Origin of the sequence: Mucilaginibacter sp. SG564 (genome assembly GCF_013149275.1) — a bacterium.
GTDB lineage: Bacteria > Bacteroidota > Bacteroidia > Sphingobacteriales > Sphingobacteriaceae > Mucilaginibacter.
On sequence record NZ_JABGNA010000019.1, the window covers coordinates 1 to 19447 of the forward strand.

At 42.5% G+C, this 19447-nt stretch carries 13 protein-coding genes; 8 read left to right on the forward strand and 5 right to left on the reverse strand.

Annotated elements, in window-relative coordinates; genetic code table 11:
* The first annotated feature begins 198 nt into the window (after positions 1-198).
* Entirely contained in the window at positions 199-687 is a 489-nt protein-coding gene (locus FHW89_RS26940) for a hypothetical protein (RefSeq protein ID WP_172338146.1), read from the forward strand.
* On the opposite strand, the gene FHW89_RS26945 is transcribed toward FHW89_RS26940, so the two are convergent.
* The 3 genes from FHW89_RS26945 to FHW89_RS26955 all read right to left on the reverse strand — a co-directional run bounded on the left by FHW89_RS26945 (position 678) and on the right by FHW89_RS26955 (position 2566).
* Positions 678-989, reverse strand: a complete 312-nt coding sequence (locus FHW89_RS26945; protein ID WP_172338147.1) for a hypothetical protein — start codon at positions 987-989, stop codon at positions 678-680. The two genes, FHW89_RS26940 and FHW89_RS26945, sit on opposite strands and share 10 nt — an antisense overlap.
* 117 nt (positions 990-1106) lie before the next feature.
* On the reverse strand, positions 1107-1823 hold the full coding sequence (locus FHW89_RS26950) for a pirin family protein (RefSeq protein WP_172338148.1): 717 nt from the start codon (positions 1821-1823) through the stop codon (positions 1107-1109).
* Between the two features lie 167 nt (positions 1824-1990).
* Positions 1991-2566: a Crp/Fnr family transcriptional regulator gene (locus tag FHW89_RS26955; RefSeq protein WP_172338149.1), complete on the reverse strand. Its 576-nt coding sequence runs from the start codon at positions 2564-2566 to the stop codon at positions 1991-1993.
* Positions 2567-2805: 239 nt separating this feature from the next.
* Here FHW89_RS26955 and FHW89_RS26960 point away from each other — a divergent pair, with 239 nt between their 5' ends.
* From FHW89_RS26960 to FHW89_RS26980, 5 genes are read left to right on the forward strand one after another with little or no spacing between them, the layout of a single operon-like run.
* Positions 2806-3978, forward strand: coding sequence for a glycoside hydrolase family 172 protein (locus FHW89_RS26960; RefSeq protein WP_253952333.1), 1173 nt, complete (start codon positions 2806-2808; stop codon positions 3976-3978).
* Positions 3979-3999: 21 nt separating this feature from the next.
* On the forward strand, positions 4000-4857 hold the full coding sequence (locus FHW89_RS26965; protein WP_172338150.1) for a fumarylacetoacetate hydrolase family protein: 858 nt from the start codon (positions 4000-4002) through the stop codon (positions 4855-4857).
* A 7-nt stretch (positions 4858-4864) separates the two neighbouring features.
* Positions 4865-6079 (forward strand): DUF6786 family protein, encoded by a 1215-nt coding sequence (locus FHW89_RS26970; RefSeq protein ID WP_172338151.1) that lies wholly within the window; start codon positions 4865-4867, stop codon positions 6077-6079.
* A gap of 46 nt (positions 6080-6125) precedes the next feature.
* The gene (gene fucP / locus FHW89_RS26975; RefSeq protein WP_172338152.1) at positions 6126-7403 is read left to right on the forward strand and encodes an L-fucose:H+ symporter permease; all 1278 of its coding nucleotides are present in this window, start codon (positions 6126-6128) and stop codon (positions 7401-7403) included.
* 28 nt (positions 7404-7431) lie between these two features.
* Positions 7432-8223, forward strand: coding sequence for an SDR family oxidoreductase (locus FHW89_RS26980; RefSeq protein WP_172338153.1), 792 nt, complete (start codon positions 7432-7434; stop codon positions 8221-8223).
* A 126-nt stretch (positions 8224-8349) separates the two neighbouring features.
* Here the strand turns inward: FHW89_RS26980 and FHW89_RS26985 are convergent, their stop codons facing one another.
* Together FHW89_RS26985 and FHW89_RS26990 are read right to left on the reverse strand one after the other, a co-directional pair.
* Positions 8350-9126, reverse strand: coding sequence for a GLPGLI family protein (locus FHW89_RS26985; protein WP_172338154.1), 777 nt, complete (start codon positions 9124-9126; stop codon positions 8350-8352).
* Between the two features lie 5 nt (positions 9127-9131).
* On the reverse strand, positions 9132-11951 hold the full coding sequence (locus FHW89_RS26990) for an outer membrane beta-barrel family protein (protein ID WP_172338155.1): 2820 nt from the start codon (positions 11949-11951) through the stop codon (positions 9132-9134).
* Between the two features lie 780 nt (positions 11952-12731).
* Here FHW89_RS26990 and FHW89_RS26995 point away from each other — a divergent pair.
* On the forward strand, positions 12732-15233 hold the full coding sequence (locus FHW89_RS26995) for a kelch repeat-containing protein (RefSeq protein WP_172338156.1): 2502 nt from the start codon (positions 12732-12734) through the stop codon (positions 15231-15233).
* A 1043-nt stretch (positions 15234-16276) separates the two neighbouring features.
* Positions 16277-19447 (forward strand): TonB-dependent receptor, encoded by a 3171-nt coding sequence (locus FHW89_RS27000; protein ID WP_172338157.1) that lies wholly within the window; start codon positions 16277-16279, stop codon positions 19445-19447.

Genomic DNA, 19447 nt, shown 5'->3' on the forward strand with positions numbered 1-19447 from the left:
GCGGTAAAACGTGGGAGAGTAGGTCGGTGCCAAATCTTATCATCCAGCAAGGATGTAAAACTTAAAGCCTCAGCATATCGCTGAGGCTTTTTTTGTGCCTTTACTTTTTTCTTGGATACAGGTCCTCGATCTCTTTCAAAAACAGCTTTAAATAAGCGAATAGAATTTATTATTTTCGTTGTGATTAGATAAGCTTATATGGTAAAAAATCAGATCTACACAATTGATGAAAATCAACTTGATAATTTAAAACGTAGATTTTTATTTAGGGGAGTAAGGGTAATTGTTTTGCTTACGTTATTTATTAGTGTATTTCAGTTTCTTCAAGCTAAGAAGGGAGAAACTCTAATTATCATTGGCGTAATGATTTTTTGTATATTGATTTTAAGCATATCAGTTTTTAGGGCCACTAATAAATTGGTAAAATCATATAAAACACTTCAAATTATATTGAATGATAACGGTATTGAGGCTAAGGCCGAAATGATGCCTTATAAGAGTATTCGCTGGGAAAACCTAATGGTTAAAATTAAATCGAAGGGTTCGATTAATTTGTATGACAAAAGTATTTCGCCATTTATGAGAAGTATGTATGGAAAGGGGGTGATTATTATTCAACCGGAAACCCTAAATAAAGAAATGCTGGTAAATGAGTTAGTAAAATACCAGCAACCGCACTATAATTGATTTGATTTTAGCGCCTCGTAAATCTCCGCGCTCAGTAACCCGCTACCGCCACCATAATGCTGCACAATTTTTATATCGGGTTTGCGGGCCTTGAAGTGAGCACATAGGCTGTCCTCCGAAGATTCGTCGATCCCGGCGCCTAATAAAACAAGGTCAAATACTTGCTGATCAAAAACACTAATAGCCTCCTGATCTGTAAGGCATCCCGTGCCCTTCCACTCCGGGTTATTATTTACCAGGCGTACTACGGTTTGTAATATCTCCGGGTGCCTGCCTATCACTAATATTTGTGTTTGATTCATTGTTTTAATTTTTATCAACAGTGAAATGATTCCGTATCACCTTGCCCGGCACCCCTCCATCAGCCAAGGACAGAACGGAGGGGGCGAACAAAGCGCTATCAATCATCATTTAAAAACTTAAAATACCATCGGAACATCTATCAATAAAAACTCAGCATCTGTAAGCGCTGTTATTTTAAATTGATCGGTGTCCCAGATGCCTAATGCGTCGCGGGTATTCAATACTTGTCCATTTATTTCCAGTTGGCCATTCAGTACAAAAGTATAAACGCCGTTACCTTGTTTTTTGATGGTATATTCTGTATCGATGCCTTTATCAAACTTGCCCAAATGAAACCAGGCATCCTGATGTATCCATACACCAGCATCATCAGGATTAGGTGACAATACCTGTTGAAGCTTGTTGTGCCTGTCGGCCAGGTTTAAGGTAAGCTGATCATAGCGGGGTTCCACATTTCTTTTATTGGGGTATATCCAGATCTGTAAAAACTTTACCTGGCTTGCTCTATCATTATTGTATTCACTATGATAAATGCCTGTACCGGCGCTCATGGCCTGTATATCGCCATTTTTAATTACCGCTACATTGTTCATGCTGTCCTTATGTTCCAGGTCGCCTTCCAATGGTATAGAAATGATCTCCATATTATCATGCGGATGTTTGCCAAAGCCCATGCCGGCATCCACCGTATCGTCGTTCAATACGCGTAACGCGCCAAACTGCATCCTTTCGGGATTATAATAGTTAGCAAAACTGAAGGATTGATAACTGCTTAACCAACCATGGTTGGCGTGGCCGCGGGTTTCTGCTTTATGTAAAATGGTTTGTGCCATGATGTTTACCTTTTTGTTTGTATAACAAATTTAAGGCAACAACAATGATGTACACTTGATGTAGATTAAGAAATGAAATGGCACGAATTCCACGAATTATAATAGGTTCTAATTATAAAAATGTATGGTTTGGAGTAATTCGTGCAATTCGTTCTTTATTAGTGGTATTAGTGTCTTTTGTTTCTCATCCGGCTAAAAAATTCAGGGGTGACGCCAATGTATGACGCGATCTGTTTTTGCGGCAAGTGATCTATCAGCGTAGGATAGCGTTTGCAAAAATTGTTGTAGCGCTCTTCGGCGGTTAGGCTCAAGCCGTCGATCAATCTTTGCTGACTGGCCACCAGGGAGTTTTCTGTCAGTATCCTGAAAAAGTGTTCAAACTTAGGTATCTCCAGGTATAGTTTTTCCTGGTTTACCTTTGATAGCAATAACACTTCGGTATCCTCCAACGCCTCTATATTCAAAATGCCGGGTTTTTGTGATAGCAGGCTGTACATATCGGCAATCCACCAATCGGGCGGGGCAAAACTCAATACATGTTCAATTCCGCTCTTATCAACCGTATACCCCCGCAAACAACCCGAAGTAACAAAGGTCGAATACCTGCATATATCGCCATCAGTAAGCAACAACTGTTTCCGCTTTATCTTTTTGGTTTGTAAGTAGGCAGTGAAGGTTTCCTGTTCATCGGTTGTTAAATGAATGTGTTTGGCCAGATTATTTAATATGAGCTGAAATGACATACGCAAAAATGAATTTAATTTTTATAAAATGTAAATTAGCTTTCATCAATCAATAATTTAGTCCAGCCCCTCATGCCAAAATAAAGGTATGTTATGCTGATAAGCCGCATTTATAAATTAAAAATTATTGATAAGATTGTGAATACCTTGAGGTAGTATGTCCCGGGGGAATTTGCAAACAATGTAAACCGATGTGCATTTCCAATTAGTGCATATAGCAATAGTTAATGAATAGCCTTATGATGAAGAATTATGCTTTAGTAGTCTGGATGTTTGTTCTTGTTACATCATCTGCATTTGGTCAGCAAAAATTTAATGGCCTCGATGTAAACCTCGGAAACATTTATCGTTTATCTGATGCCAAAACCCGATCGATAAGTCCGGAAAATTTTAATGGCGAAAAAGGCAAAGGCGGGATGGCCACCACCGGGACCGGTGCCAATGCTTCCCGCGACCTGGGGCAAACCTGGAAAGTGAGCCCAAGCGTCATTATCAAAAAGGGAACCACCTATACCATTGCCGATATTGACGGCCCCGGTGCTATCCAGCATATCTGGATGACACCCACTGGTAACTGGCGCTATTCCATACTCCGTTTTTATTGGGACGGTGAAACTACCCCGTCTGTAGAAGTACCTGTTGGCGATTTCTTTTGCATGGGCTGGGGTAAATACGCGCCCTTGCAATCGCTGGCAGTGGCCGTTAATCCGGGCAGCGCTTTTAATTGCTACTGGCCTATGCCTTTCCGCAAAAAATGCCGCATCACCATGGAAAATATCGACGACCGTGACATGGTGCTTTATTACCAGGTAGATTATACACTCACACAAGTACCCGAGGATGCCGCTTATTTTCATGCACAGTTTCGCAGGATAAACCCATTGCCTTATAAAAAGGATTTTGTGTTGGTGGATAGTATTCAGGGTAAAGGGCAATACGTAGGCACGTACCTGGCCTATGGCTCCAACAAAAATGGCTGGTGGGGGGAGGGTGAGATTAAGTTTTTTATGGATGGCGATACCAAATTCCCAACGATAAATGGCACCGGTACCGAAGATTATTTCTGCGGATCATATGATTTTGATACCCATCATAAAGATGCCAATGGCAAAGAAGAGGATAAAACCGAATACACCGAATTTTGCAGTCCGTACAGCGGCTTACACCAGGTGATCCGTGGTGATGGACACTATAATATAGCACAGCGTTTCGGCCTGTATCGCTGGCATATTGCCGACCCGATCCGGTTTGAGAAAAGTTTAAAGGTTACCATACAAGCCCTGGGTTGGCGACACGATGGGCGGTATATGCCTTTGCAGGACGATATCGCTTCTACGGTTTTCTGGTACCAGAGCGGCCCGCACGGCCCTTTCCCCAAGTTTCCGTCGCGTGATGAATTGGAAGTTAATTAATGTTGCTATCAGATCTACCTCATGAAATTATATAAAATAGGAAAAGGCATCTTATTGGAGCATCACGATTCGGCTTATATTATTGATGACGAGTGGGACAGCCTCATCAACCGCGATGACCTTGCGGGATATCTGCAATCAATATCTGCCGATACTACCCCCATCAGTACCGAAGTAAAAAACGAACACTTAAATGGCAAAATATTACCGCCCATTGGCAGCCAGGAAGTTTGGGCGGCGGGTGTTACTTATCTGAAAAGCAGGGATGCCCGGATGGAAGAGTCCGAAAGCTCTGGCGGAGCCACTTTGTATGATAAGGTTTATGATGCCCCACGCCCCGAGCTGTTTTTTAAAGCGATAGCGCAACGCGTCTCCGGAACAGGCGCCGAGGTTTATATCCGTAAAGATTCTGAATGGAACGTTCCCGAACCGGAGCTTACCCTGTTTATCAATTCCAAAGGAAACATACAGGGGTATACCATCGGTAACGACATGAGCTCGCGAAGTATCGAGGGCGAAAATGCTTTGTACCTGCCGCAGGCAAAAATATATGAAAAGAGCGCCGCGCTTGGCCCTTGTTTGCTGGTAGCAACGGAGCCAATTGCTGCTGAATCGGCCATTCAAATGCTTATTAAACGTAATAACGAAGTAGTTTACAAGGATGCCACCAGCGTATCACGAATGAAACGCTCGTTAACGGAGTTGGTTGGCTATTTATACAGCGAGTGTGATTTTCCCGTGGGCGCATTTTTAATGACCGGTACCTGCCTGGTGCCGCCACCTACTTTTACCCTGCAACCCGGCGACGTAGTTGAAATTTCGATTGATGGTATAGGCACACTGGTAAATACTATCGCATTAAATCCAAAACATAAATGAGCATGGTATGAGAGTAGTTAAAATTTTATTCTTTGCTTTATGGGTAGTTGGTTTAAATGCATGCAACGTACAAACAGCTCCGCCGCCAGCTGCTAAAGGTACTTTTGGTTACGATCTGGAGTTTTTAAAAGCAAAGGATAGTGTTGTTGTTTTAAGCAGCGCTGATGGTAAAGGACAGGTTATTGTTTCTCCTAAATACCAGGCTAAAGTATTTACCTCAACTGCGGATGGTTTGAATGGCAAAAGCTTTGGCTGGATAAAATACGAAACTTTTAACGCCAAACAATTGGATGCCCACATGAATGCCTACGGTGGCGAGGATCGACTTTGGCTTGGCCCCGAAGGTGGCAGATTCTCCCTGTTTTTTAAACCGGGCACCAAAATGGAGTTCGACAACTGGCATACCCCGCCGGCTATTGATAATGAGAGTTGGGACCTGATTTCATCAACCGGTAAAAAAGCCAGCCTCGCAAAAAGTACCAGTATACAAAATTATGCGGGTACAACATTATCCATCAAACTACAACGCGATGTTGAGATATTAGAACCTGCCGCTATCCAGCAACTATTGGGGATTGATGCAGATAGTACGGTAAAATCTGTAGGGTTTGCTACGGTAAACACCATTGCCAATAGCGGCACCGCAGCCTGGGATAAAACTGCCGGTGCACCCTGTTTATGGAGCCTGGATATGTTTACCCCATCACCCCAAACGGTAATTATTGTACCTTACAAAGAAGAGGCTACGGGTAAAGTGGCCACCACTAACTATTTTGGCGAGATATCTAAAGACAGGATCGTGTACAACAACGGCACCCTATTATTTAAAGCCGACGGAAAATCGCGTGGTAAATTAGGTATTCCGCCCAACCGGGCCAAAAATAGGATCGGCAGTTACGATGCCGCAAATCATGTTTTGACGATTGTACTTTTTGACCTTGATACTCAAGGCGATTACCTGAACCAGGAATGGAAACCGGGTACAGCACCTTTTACCGGTGATGCCGTTAACGCCTATAACGACGGGCCATTGGCTAATGGTAGCCAGATGGGCCCTTTTTATGAATTGGAAAGCGTATCGCCCGCGGCATTTTTAAAACCTGGCGAAAAACTATCACACAAGCATAGCGTATTTCACTTTATCGGGAATATAGATGCCCTGGATAAGATAGCATTGAAAACACTTGGCTATTCGCTTCATGATAAAAATCATAATATTTAAATAAACACATTCAAAACCTAATTATTAAACCCATTACAACCACCCAATGACCAAGAACAACAATCTGTTTGCTGTAGCCCTCATCACCTCGCTGTTTTTTATATGGGGTTTCGCGCTAAATCTTAACCCTATCCTTATTCCGCATTTAAAGAAGGCCTGTCAACTGAGCGATTTGCAATCCTCATTGGTTGATTCTGCATCTTACATTGCTTATTTCCTGTTACCCATACCCGCTGCGCAGTTCATGAAACGTTATGGTTATAAAGGGGGAATATTATTGGGGTTGATTTTGTTTTCGGCCGGGGCATTTTTGTTTTATCCAGCCTCTATTGTTCGTAATTACGCGTTTTTCCTGGGTGCCTTATTCATCATATTTTCTGGGGCAGCATTTTTAGAGACTGCAGCAAATCCTTACATCACCGCATTGGGTGATCCCGAAGGCGCTACACAACGCATCAATTTTGCACAAATGTTTAACGGCTTTGCAGCAGTTGCAGCATCGTATATAGGCGGGCATGTTATTTTATCTGGCAAAACGCTGTCGCCGCAACAAGAGGCGGCTATGTCAACGGAGCAACTGAATACTTATCTCAGTAAGGAAGCATCATCTGTACAGTTACCTTTTATTATTATTGGGGGCGTAGTATTAATTGTAGCTATTTTGTTATATCGTACGCACTTGCCTCAGATTGTAGAAGAAGGTGAGGGACAGGAGCATCACGAAAGTTTATCACTCTTTCAGCGTACAGTGGCTTTGTTAAAAGAAAAGCAACTAAGATTTGGTGTATTTGCCCAGTTTTTTTATGTAGGAGCACAGGCTTGTGTAGGTAGTTTTTTTATCCGTTTTTCTGAACGGGTGGCAGGTATGAATGAGACGCTTGCATCTAATTATTTAGCGGTTGCACTTTTTGCTTTTATGGCCGGACGACTTGTAGGCACATTTTTAATGACGTTTATTAATCCGGTAAAATTACTGGCCATTTTTGGTATTACCAATGTGATACTGATTGCGGTTTCTGTTTTTCTGCATGGAAAATTCCCGGTATTTGCATTGATAGGTGTTGAGTTTTTTATGTCGATCATGTTTCCAACCATTTTTTCTTTAAGTATCCGTGGTTTGGGAGCCAAAACAAAGGAAGGGTCTTCACTGGTGATCATGGCTATTGTGGGCGGCGCGGTTTTCCCTCCAATTATGGGGCGTTTATCCGATCTAACTAATATACAAATAGCCTATCTGGTACCGGCAGCCTGCTTTTTGTTTGTGTTTTATTTTGCCATAAAAAACCTGAAAGTAAAAGAGGTGAAAATTTCAGTTTCTCATTAAAGTATTGAATAAGATATAATATATAAAGATGAATTTAGAACTCACAGATAAGGTAATTATAGTAACCGGTGGTGCAAAGGGCATTGGCGAAGGGATTGTAAAAGTATTAGCTGCTGAAGGTGCCATACCGGTTATTGTTGGTAGGGTAGAGGCGGATAACCTTAAGACGGTACATGCGGTAGAGGCAGCAGGAGGAAGGGCTTTCCAGGTAGTGGCAGAACTGACAGACCCTGCAGCAAGTGAGCATGCTATTAAAGCTGTAGTTGCCCGGTTTGGCCGTATTGATGGCCTGGTGAATAATGCTGGTGTAAACGATGGCGTAGGATTGGAGAGCGGCGATTATGAAGGCTTTATGGCATCGTTGCATAAAAATGTGGTGCATTATTACCTGATGGCCCATCATGCTTTACCCGAACTGAAAAAATCAAAGGGGGCTATATTGAATATCACCTCAAAAACGGCAGATACCGGTCAGGGCCATACCTCTGGCTATGCAGCATCAAACGGTGGGCGTAATGCTTTAACCCGCGAATGGGCTGTTGAATTGTTGAAATATGGCATCCGCGTTAACGCCATTGTAGTGGCCGAATGCTGGACACCGCTATATGCCAACTGGATAAAAACATTACCAGATCCGGATGGTAAATTGCGCGAAATTGAAGCCAAGATACCACTAGGCAACCGCATGACTACCGCCGAGGAAATTGCCAATACCACCGCGTTTTTATTGTCGCCATGCTCAAGCCACACCACAGGGCAGCTTATTTATGTAGATGGCGGTTATGTTCATTTAGACAGGGCATTGGCCAACGCTGAGTAGTATAGCATCCGATTAACAGATATTTGAAATTAAAAAGCCATACGTAATTTACGTATGGCTTTGTTTGTTTATCACCAATCGCGATAAACTAATTGTATAATGTTCAGGTTGGTTGCATTTTGTTATTTATAGCATGAAAGCCTTTAAATAGGGTCTGGCATATTCGCCCCAGTCTTTCATTACAGAAGATAATGTGGTATACAATGATTTGTTATTAACCGCTTTGCCTTTTTTAGGTGGGGCCAGGCTCTTCTCGTCAACAGGCATATCGGTTACTTTGGTGGCAAACCAGGTCATGTTTTCATGGGGCAGGGCCACACCCAATATCATCCCCGGTAAACCGTTAAATAATTCAGGACCGCCAGATACAGGTATCTCCTCGGTATAAAAAGCCACAACGTAAATAGAGTCGAGCACCAGGGCATTAGCACGGCGACAGGTATAGCCGGCAATTTCACGGGTTTCGCTGGTGATCTTCCAGTTTATCTTGCGGGTACTATCTTTCACCAGGAAGGTTTCCTCAAATACCTTTTTCTGGTTGATAACACTGCCGGCAGAAAGATCGGTAAAAACCGTATTTACCTGCCCGGCCATGGGGCTGTCGCTAAAAAAGCCACCTGTTGCGGTTTCGGGTTCAATGGGTGTATACAGCGTTTTGTTGTTGCCAAAGGTCATGGTGCTTTTCAAAGCTTTGAATTGCTTTTGTGATTTCTTATAAGAATCGAAGGCCGGGCGCAAATAACTTTCATTATCCTTATTGATCTGTTTTTCAATAAGGGCGTACATATTTATGGTTTTCTCAAACGTAATGGTGCCGTTTTCGGTAAAGTGTTTGTTTTGGGCAAACAGCCTGTTGCTGCCAAGCGCAAAAAATATAGTGATGGTTAATATGATGTATTTCATAGTGATTATTTTTTAGGTGTGCCGCCGCCCATGTGATTAAAATCCCAAACAAGTGAAAGCATAAAGTATCTTTTTATAGCCGTGTACCGTTCCTGGGTTAACTGGTTGGCCGAGCCGGTGCGGTTATAGCCTACGTTCTGGTTCAGGAGGTCATTGCCTGATATCGATAATTTAAGGCTTTCATCTTTCATAAATGCTTTGGTAATACTTGCATTTAAAGTAGTGCGCCTAAAATCTTCGTTGAAGGATTGTGTTGCCGCGTTATACTGATAATTAGCATCGGTACCTATCTGGAACTTAGCTGGCAGATACACATTAAAGCCGCCGTACGCGTTAAAGCCCCGTCCATTATTATTGAGCTGTGTTTGTAACGACTGGGAGTTTACCGTGTAGGTTGGCCCTGCCCCTGCCCAGAAATCATATTTCTTTTGCTTGTATTTTGATAATCGTAAACTGGCAGAGTAGGTGTATTGTTTGGTTTCTACCAGTTGTGTGTTGTTAAGGTTAAAATAATCGCTGCCATTCATGTTTAAGTTAAGGCCGGCATTCATATCGATCTTTGGTATCTTTTGATCATAACCGCCATAAAAATACATATTGGAGGTTTGATGACCTTTAAGATTGGATGATTGATATGTACTTGCTCCGGTTAAAGCATCGGTAGTTACATTACTTACAATAGGATTAATGGTTTGGGAATAGGAGCCCCCAAGCCAGATGTATTGACTGCTTATTATTTTATAGGAATTGTAATTGATACTTATGCGGTTAGTGAACGAGGGCCTTAAATTAGGGTTACCCAGGGTAATATTCAATGGGTCGGTGTTTACGCGTACCGGTTGTATCTGATCAATAGTAGGTTGTGTGGTATTACCATTATAATTTATCCGCAAAGATTGCTGTTGCGAAAACTTGTACTGAAAACTGGCTTGCGGATACCAATTCACAAAATTGCGTGTAAATGTGCTATTGGTAAATTCATTGATCTGTTTGAAGTTTACCGCAGATACTTTAGAACCAAAATTGATAATGACTTTTTTCTTATTATAATTAAAGATAGCTCCAAATTGGTTTGACAATTGATTGAGCTTGAAGTTGTTACTCAGCGAGTCATCTTGTACGGTATAATTACCAGAAGCGTCTTTATCAAATGAGCGTGTATCTGACTTTCCATTGTTGATATTTAAACCATAATTTAATACCAGGGCAAGGGCTTTTGTAAAAGGCTCTGAATAGGTAAAGTTGGTATTGATAATATTACCTTCGCTCAGGCCTGTTTTATACTGATCAATATGCACTGTGCTGTCAATAGGCCCTTTCTTACCATAAAGGTAGTTTATTTCTGAATTTAAAAAACCGTGTGACTTATTTTGATTATAGGCCTCGGTAAAATTTACAGAAAAACTACGGCCTACTTTTTTGAATTTCTTATTATAAAATACATTGGCATTGAATATTTTTTGATCGCCGTTATTGATCACACTTCTGGTGCTTTTATTCAATAAAGTATCATTACGCAGGCTTGTAGTATGATAATCGTTATCGGTCACCGTACTTTTGGTAGTACCATCAACAGATATTTTGAGATTGGATGAAGTATCGATCTTTAATTGGTAGGTAGCATCCAGTTTTTGCCTGAAGATGTGATTGTGGAAGTTTTTATCGCTATTGCTATTTAAAATAATTCCCGGTTGACCGTTGGCCCCCGGAACATTGTTTTGAGTTTGTGTATTGGTGGTTCCATCAACATTTAAAGAACCTACTTTATAATTAGTATTGATAGATTCCTTGTCGCTATTCCATTTGGTATCATAATGTGCGCCGCCCGTGCGCGCCAGCGGTATACCCTGACCGTTGTATTGGCCGTTGAATGAATCCAGGCCGTCATCACCACCGCCTCCATAAAAATAGATCTCGCCTCCATCGCCAAACTCCATACCATTGTTGGAGTTGCCATACTTGGAATTATCTTCCCAGCCCAAACCTGTTTTACCGGTATTACCGATAGTTCCATAGACCGAAAATTTTTGTTTGCCTTTAAAGCGGTTAAACATCAGTTGCTCCTGGTAGTATTTATCAGTACCCCCTTCGGCGTCTATCTTGCCGAAGTAACCATTCTTTTTGTCCTCCTTTAGTTTAATGTTCAGGGTTTTGTTTTTTACACCGTCGTCAATACCGGTAAAGGTGGCCTGGTCGCTCTTTTTATCGTATAGCTGTACTTTATCAACCATATCGGCGCGCAGGTTTTTGGTAACCAAAGTAGGGTCGTCACCAAAAAACTCCTCACCATCAACCAATACTTTACTTACTGTTTGCCCCTGGGCTGTAATTTTACCATCCTTATCTACCTGTATGCCCGGTAATTCCTTGAGCAGGTCCTCTACCTTGGCATTGGGCTGTACGGTAAATGCCGCGGCATTAAATTCGGTAGTATCGCCTTTTATTTTAACAGCAGCGGCTTTTGCCTTAATAATTACTTCGGCAAGCAGCTGGGTTTTCAATATCATTTTAATGCGACCAAAATCATGCGTGGTATGTGCGGAGTCTAAGGTAAAGCGGTCTACATAGTCGGCATAGCCTGGATAAGTAACCAGCAATATCAGTTTCCCCTTTTTGAGATTGTTGATCTCAAAATTACCATCTTTTACCCGGGTAAACTTTTGAAGAATAGAATCTTTGGCATTTAATACGCTGACAGTGGCATTGGTTAATTTGGAACTGGAGGCCGTATCAGCAACCGATCCCTTAATAGAATAGGTATTTTGGGCAAACACCGAAACCGTACTTAAACAAAGAATTAGTAGTGCAGGTATTGTGATTTTCATAAGGTTATTTATGGAAACCAAGGTATAACTAAAACTTTAGTATTCAAAAATATTTAACAAATTAACCTGTGGATTTAACATTTATTAACATTTGTGCTATGAAATCTTACAAAATATTTCGGCAGAACACGGCTTTGATAGTTGATATACTTGGTCGTTGTTTTGCCGGGGTCAAAACTGGTTCGGTCTCCTTAGGTTTTTTTTCGGGTAATCCTGAGTGGGTTTACATGTAAACCCGTTATTTGATGATAAGTTAAGATTAAGTATTTGATTGTCAATTAAATAAAATAATTTTAACCATGAAAAGTGTAAACCATGTAAACCCACTTCGTAAGCAACTGGTATTGAAAGTGTTGATTTACTTGCAGCTAAAGATCTCAATAGGGCCAGGATGAGGAGCTTTGTGCAGGATAAGGCCAGGAAGCTGCTAGTAACCGCACAAGCAATAACCTTAAAGTGTTTGATGTAATGCGTCGGTATGTCGCCAATCATTACTGTTGTTTTTAGTGAATTATATTTCGTGTAACGAAATTTTATTAAGGTGTTTAGACGTCGCAAAGCAGATGTATTTTTGATAGTGGCATGAATTATAAAAAAGCCAGGCAACACCACGGTCTTTAGGCTGTCTGTTACTTAAAAAAACTATATTTTAGCGTTGTTATTTGAACTGGCCGCCCAGGTTGGTTTTTTGTAAACGAATCCCCTGCGATGATAAAAAAAGATAAATTTTTAATACTTCAATTAAAGGTATATAAGATCGTATTTCTTTTTATTTTACTCGTGCCGGCACTTAAAAGCCAGGCACAAGGGTTAATGTTTAATTCAAACGACAGCCTGATGGGCGAACGCACCTCTTATACCGTGTTCAGCTCGGATGTGCCTGCTTTTTATGACCATCTGCGGATGAACTTCGACCTGTCATTATGGGACAATGAGCACCTGGGTTATGTTTTTAATATTATCGACGGCCATAAAAACTCCTACAGTTTAACCTATATATATAATATTGACGGTTCGCCTGCGCTTAATTTTAACATCGATAGTAAAAGCAACAAGATCAAGATACCGCTTCGTTTATCGCAATTAAATAAGCGGATCTGGATAAATGTTAAAGTGGATATCAATCTGAAAGCAAATACCGTAGCATTTTTTGTAAATGGCCAAGTATACAGGGCCAGCGATTTTGGTTTTGAGAGCAAGATAATACCCACCATCACCTTTGGTAAAAACCCGCATTATTCTGATGTGCCCAAAATGGCGGTTAAAAATTTAATAGTAAGTGACGATAATAAAACCTTTACTTTTCCGCTAAATGAATGGTCTGGCAACGAGGTACACGATGGTTCAGGCGAAATTCGGGGACATGTAGATAACCCGGTCTGGCTCATTAACAGCTCTTACTTTTGGGAAAAGAGGATCGCTTTTAGTTTTCGTGAAGTAGCGGGAGCCAATTTCAATCCCAAAGATCAATCATTGCTTATTTTTAAGAGCGACTCACTCATTCATTATGATATGAGGAGCGGAAGGATATCGGCCCAGGCTTTTCAAAACAAAACACCAGTTCCCTTATTTCTGGGTAAAAGTATTCTGAACACCGCGGAGAATAAGTTGTATGCTTACGAGGTATTACGGGCATCTAAACCGGCGCCATGCGTAGCATCGCTTGATTTGGCTACTTTGAAGTGGGACATAGTAGGGAACGCTAATATCAAAGAACAAAGGCACCATCACAACATTTTCTATGATAAGGATCAACATGATCTTTACCTGTTTGGCGGCTACGGCTCGTTTGCCTATCATAATGATTTTTTCAGACTCAATACGCAAACTGATAACTGGGATAAAATAGCATTCACCGGCGATCGCATTACTCCGCGCTTTTTTTCGGCCAGTAGCCAGGCTAATGGAAATAATGAGGTTTACATCTTTGGCGGCTATGGTAACCAGTCGGGTAACCAGATTGTGGGCGGGCGACATTTTTATGACCTGTACCGGGTTAACCTGACTAACCATACGATCAAAAAATGCTGGGAAATAAAACCCAACGAAGAGGATTTTGTACCTACCAATAACCTCATCATGGCTAAAGACGGCAGATACTTTTATGCGCTCTGCTACCCGCATGAACATCCAAAAACCCAATTACGGTTATATAGATTCTCCATCAAAGACGGTTCGTACCAAGCGGTCAGCGGAACTATCCCGGTTACGTCTGAACGGATCGAAAGCGATATTAACCTGTTTTTTAATCCCGTGCAGGACGAATTCTTATGCGCCATTCAGGAGTTTACCGATCCTAACCGGTCGACTATCCGGATCCTGGCGCTGGAGTTCCCGCCGGTGAGCCAGCAGGATTACGAACAATCTCAAAAAGCTATTGCCCCCGCCAGTCCGGTTTTCAAATATGTAATATTTGGGCTGGCAGCTGTTCTGGTTATCGGCCTAACAATCGTGCTCATCAAAAAAAGAAGAGAGGAGCAAGCAGCGCGAGAACCACTCGGAGAAGAAGATACTGGGACAGTAGTTATAAATAAAAAAAACGATGAAAAGCGGGCTAACGCCATTTATCTGCTGGGTGAATTTACCGTTTACGATAAAAGCAGCCGGGATATCACCTACCTGTTTAGTCCTAAAATAAAGCAGCTGTTCATCCTCCTGTTGCTCAACAGCCGGAATGCTACCGGGGTGGTATCCAAAAAAATATCTACCATTTTATGGCCCGATAAGGATGTGGTAAAAACAAAGAACATCAAAGGAGTAACCATTAACCACCTGCGCAACATCATTGCCGATATAGAGGGTATTGAACTTACCTTTTTGAACGATACCTATTGTTTTAAGCTGGATGATAAACTTTTCTGTGATTACTTTACGGTAACCGGAGCCCTGGAGCAGATCAACAACTCTGAGGCAGCTGTCCTTCAGTACTTTGATCTGATTGCCCGTGGTGGCTTGCTGCAATATATTCCCGAAACCTGGCTGGATGACATTAAACTTGGCTACGAAGAAACCCTGATGCCCGTGATATTACCCCAGGTGAAAAAGATATATGAAAGTGGCGATTTCCGCAAGGCGCTGGATATTGCCCGGGTGGTTTTAAATATCGACCCGTTTAATGATACCGCCTTGAAATATAAGCTCAAGGCTCTGCGTCGCATCAAAGGCATTGAATATGCCCGCAAGGTATATGACGAGTTTACCGCCGAGTATGAAAAATCGTTGGGTATCAGTTACCAGGTACCTTTTGATAAGATCTGCTCCAACAAAACCGAGCCGAAGTAAAAGCAATTAGCCATTTGCCAGTCAGAAAACTTTTTAAACCTTAAATTTTAACACTTTTCTGCCCTATTTCGGGCTAAAAATGGGCGAAAAACATTCAAAAAACCTTCATTTTAACACTTTTTAACAAATTTGAACACTGTTTTTTGTGATTTCTGAAACTTTAAAAAGTATTAATTTATTGACTGTCAAATAACTAAATGCAAAGCGGTTGATTTTTGACCTTGTTTCGCTCTTAACAAAACAGCCCGATTCTCTGGTAAAAAAGAGAACCGGGCTGTTTTGTTGATATAAAGATACGAAAAATTTGTGGGATTAGCCAATAGGGCGTTACCTTCGGCCCGGGCTATCCGCTCATACGCCACAAGGCATTAGCCACAGGCCGGTATCCGCTACTAACTAACGCGGGGGGTGTCTGAACCATGATTCTTAGGATTAAAGGATTTTCATGATTTCTTTTCTTTCTTCCCCCGTCAGCAGATAAGCTTCGGGCGAAAGTGGGCAGAACAATGGTGGGTGGTGCAGTTGCAAGGGCATTGCGAACCTTACCTGAAGCGGGGAATAATGAGCGAACGTAAGTGGAGGTAAGGTTTAGCGGCCCGTGGTTCTGTCCGCTTTGCAGGGCAAAGGCTATGAGCGCAAAGAAGCATTTCTGCTGAAAGCCTTTTGGTTACTTTGTGGCTACAAAGTAAAGGCCCTCCCGCGGCCAAGAGCGGGTCTGCGCCATACTTGTTGATGAATAGATCCTTCGCTCCGCTCAGGATGACAAGTATCTTATAAGTAAGGCGTACATCGTAACGGTTAACCTGTCCTGTAGGGATCCTGAAAATAAATTCAGGGTGGTTTGTGATGTTAATCCACTTAATTCGCTATGGTTAATGAAATTTTAGCCGAGTTAACCCGTTTATTAACCCATCTTTTAATACCGCCGGGCATATAATTGTTGCGCCAAATGTGTGCGTAATGCCAATGTGCAGGTTTAACCAGCCTGTTTATACCAAACACCATTTGGGCAAATTATTATAAACCATTTTAATCAATTATTTATGAAGGAAATTTTTACCTATTATGGTGGGTGCCATGGTATCCATTATCCGGCAAAATTTAAAGGTGTGGTACGGCATGGTATCATGGCTCTTTTGTTTTTGCTTGTATGCTCGGCGGCTATGGCTCAAAGCAACCGTACCGGTACCGTTGTGGACGAAACCGGGCAGGGCTTGCCCGGCGTAAGCGTCAAGATCAAGGGCACAACCATTGGTACGGTTACCAATGTGGAGGGCAAGTTCACCATTAATGCCACAAACGAGCAAACGCTGGTATTTACGTTTGTGGGTTACACCACGCAGGAGATTCCTGTAGGGGGCCAAAACAGTATTAAAGTATCGCTGGCATCAAACGCCACCAATGTGAACGAGGTAGTAGTGGTAGGTTATGGCACACAGAAAAAAGCCACCGTTACCGGGTCTATCGCCTCGGTTACCAACAAAGAAATCGTAACTACCAAAAACGAAAACGTGCTGAATATGCTTACCGGTAAAGTAGCCGGTGTACGCATTGTACAAAACTCGGCCGAACCGGGATCATTTGATAACGCTTTTGATATTCGTGGTTTTGGAAATCCGTTGGTGGTTATTGACGGTATCCCCCGCGATAACATCACCCGTTTGGATCCTAATGATATTGAAAGCATATCTGTACTGAAGGATGCTTCGGCGGCTATTTATGGTGTGCGCGCGGCAAACGGTGTGGTGATCGTAACTACCAAAAAAGGCAAAAAGGGTACGGTGGATCTGAATTACTCGGGTACTTATGGCTGGCAGATACCGGCGTATATGCCCAAACCGGTTGGCGCTTTAGATTATATGACCCTGGTTAACGAGCAATTGCTGCATAACGTAAACGGTGGCCAGGTAAAATATACCGATGCCGATTTTGCCGCTTACCGCAACGGTACCAAAACCAGTACCGATTGGTATGGCAATGTTTTTGCCAACAGCGCCCCCCAGCAGCAGCATAACCTGAACGCCAGCGGCGGTACCGACAATAGCAGCTATTTTGTGAGTATGGGTATTACCGATCAGGACGGCTTTTTCAAAAGCGGCGACCTGAACTATAAACGATATAACCTGCGCTCAAACCTCACCACCAAAGTCAATAAGAATCTTACCGTGGATGTGAACCTGAGCGGAACACTGGAACAAAAGAACCAGCCCTACCAGGATGCCTGGTGGATCATCCGTTCATTCTGGCGCCAGGTGCCTACGCAAAGCATTTATGCCAACAACAACCCAAAATATCTGAACAATGGCGAGGTTGACGGATCAAACCCGGTTGCGATGGCTGATGCCGATATTGATGGTTATAAACAGATCAACAATAAGTGGCTGCAATCATCAGTTTCGGCAACGTATAATGTGCCATTTGTACCGGGGCTTAGCGCCAAAGGTTTGTATAACTACGATTATTACATGTCGAGCAATAAGCAATACCAAAAACCATACAACCAGTATACTTATGATGCTAACTCCAATACTTATAACGCTATAGCTAATCAAACACCGGGCTCATTAACCAGGCAGTTTTATGAAAAGCCAACCAGTTTAATGCAATTATCATTAAACTATAACCGCGCGCTTAAGGGTGGGCACAACATTACGGCTTTAGCCCTTTATGAAGAGAGTGAGCGCAAAGGCGATAATTTTAACGCGCAACGTCAATTATCCTTACCGGTAGACCAGTTAAAGGCCGGTAATGCCTTAAACCAAACGGCCACTGTGGATGGCGATTTTCCATATGATATTGTAACCAAATCATTTGTGGGCAGGGTAAATTATGATTATAAAGGCAAGTACCTGGCCGAGTTCAGTTTCAGGGATGACGCCAGTTCGCAAAACTCACCGCTTAAAAGATGGGGCTTTTTCCCGGGCGCATCAGTAGGATGGCGGGTGTCACAGGAAGGTTTCTTTAAAAACTCATCGGCACTATCATTTGTGGATGATCTGAAGATCCGCCTGTCATACGCCAAACTGGGTGATGACGCCGGTTTAAATGCTTACCAATTTCTGAGCGGTTATAATTATCCGGCAAACGGCAGCAATAACCAAACGCCTCCGGGTTCGGTATTTGACGGTACTTTTGTTAATGGCGCGCAAAGCAGGGGCATCCCCAATCCGTATATTTTCTGGTACGTAGCCAAAACTTACAATGCCGGTATCGACCTGCAGGCCTGGCATGGTTTGCTGGGTTTAACGGTTGACGCTTTCAGGCGCGACAGAAGCGGCCTGTTGGATACCCGTGCCGATAATTTACCAGGTGTAGTGGGCGCAGGCTTGCCACAGGAAAACCTGAACAGCGACCGTGCACAGGGTTTTGATATCGAGGTTAATCACCGTAACCATATTGGCAGCTTTAACTATTTTGTAAAAGGAACCTTCGGGTATACCCGTACGCAATGGATCAGCAAGGTGCATTCGGCGTATGGTAATTCACAGCTTAACTGGCACAATAACAACGATAACCGCTATAATAATATCTTCTGGGGATACGGTTCAAACGGACAATACCAAAACTATCAGCAGATTCTGAACAGTCCGCAGTTTGTATCACGTAACGCGGTAGTGGGCGATTATATTTTGCAGGACTGGAATGGCGATGGCGTGATCAATGATCAGGATGTACACCCTATAGCTCAAAACGTAAGTAACAACAACTACAGTGTGCCATCAACAACATTTGGCTTAACACTGGGTGGTTCGTACAAAGGATTTGACATCAGTACCGTATGGCAGGGAGCCGCGGGTATCAATGTATCCTATATCGAACAGCTTAACATACCGCTATGGGGTGGGGGTAGTGCCCTGGGCATGTTCCTGGACAGGTATCACCCAACCGATCCTAAAGCCGATCCTTACGATCCGAACACCGTATGGACACCAGGCACCTTTGCGCTTACCGGTACCACTGCCGATGTAAACTCGCTCTCCAACATCCACAGCGCGGCATACATCAGGCTTAAATCGGCCGAGATAGGTTACAGTATTACCGACGCGGTGGCTAAAAAGATAGGTATCAAAGGAGCCAGGATATTTGTAAATGGTTATAACGTATTAACCATCACCGGCCTGAAATATCTTGATCCGGAACACCCATCGGCCACTTACGGCTATTTATACCCATTAGATAAAATATTCTCCATTGGTGTAAATGTTAAATTATAA

Excerpts from the sequence above, each read along its gene's own strand:
- FHW89_RS26940 (WP_172338146.1), top strand. The coding sequence starts at position 199 with ATGGTAAAAAATCAGATCTACACAATTGATGAAAATCAACTTGATAAT.
- FHW89_RS26945 (WP_172338147.1), bottom strand. The coding sequence starts at position 989 with ATGAATCAAACACAAATATTAGTGATAGGCAGGCACCCGGAGATATTA.
- FHW89_RS26950 (WP_172338148.1), bottom strand. The coding sequence starts at position 1,823 with ATGGCACAAACCATTTTACATAAAGCAGAAACCCGCGGCCACGCCAAC.
- FHW89_RS26955 (WP_172338149.1), bottom strand. The coding sequence starts at position 2,566 with ATGTCATTTCAGCTCATATTAAATAATCTGGCCAAACACATTCATTTA.
- FHW89_RS26960 (WP_253952333.1), top strand. The coding sequence starts at position 2,806 with ATGATGAAGAATTATGCTTTAGTAGTCTGGATGTTTGTTCTTGTTACA.
- FHW89_RS26965 (WP_172338150.1), top strand. The coding sequence starts at position 4,000 with ATGAAATTATATAAAATAGGAAAAGGCATCTTATTGGAGCATCACGAT.
- FHW89_RS26970 (WP_172338151.1), top strand. The coding sequence starts at position 4,865 with ATGAGAGTAGTTAAAATTTTATTCTTTGCTTTATGGGTAGTTGGTTTA.
- fucP (WP_172338152.1), top strand. The coding sequence starts at position 6,126 with ATGACCAAGAACAACAATCTGTTTGCTGTAGCCCTCATCACCTCGCTG.
- FHW89_RS26980 (WP_172338153.1), top strand. The coding sequence starts at position 7,432 with ATGAATTTAGAACTCACAGATAAGGTAATTATAGTAACCGGTGGTGCA.
- FHW89_RS26985 (WP_172338154.1), bottom strand. The coding sequence starts at position 9,126 with ATGAAATACATCATATTAACCATCACTATATTTTTTGCGCTTGGCAGC.
- FHW89_RS26990 (WP_172338155.1), bottom strand. The coding sequence starts at position 11,951 with ATGAAAATCACAATACCTGCACTACTAATTCTTTGTTTAAGTACGGTT.
- FHW89_RS27000 (WP_172338157.1), top strand. The coding sequence starts at position 16,277 with ATGAAGGAAATTTTTACCTATTATGGTGGGTGCCATGGTATCCATTAT.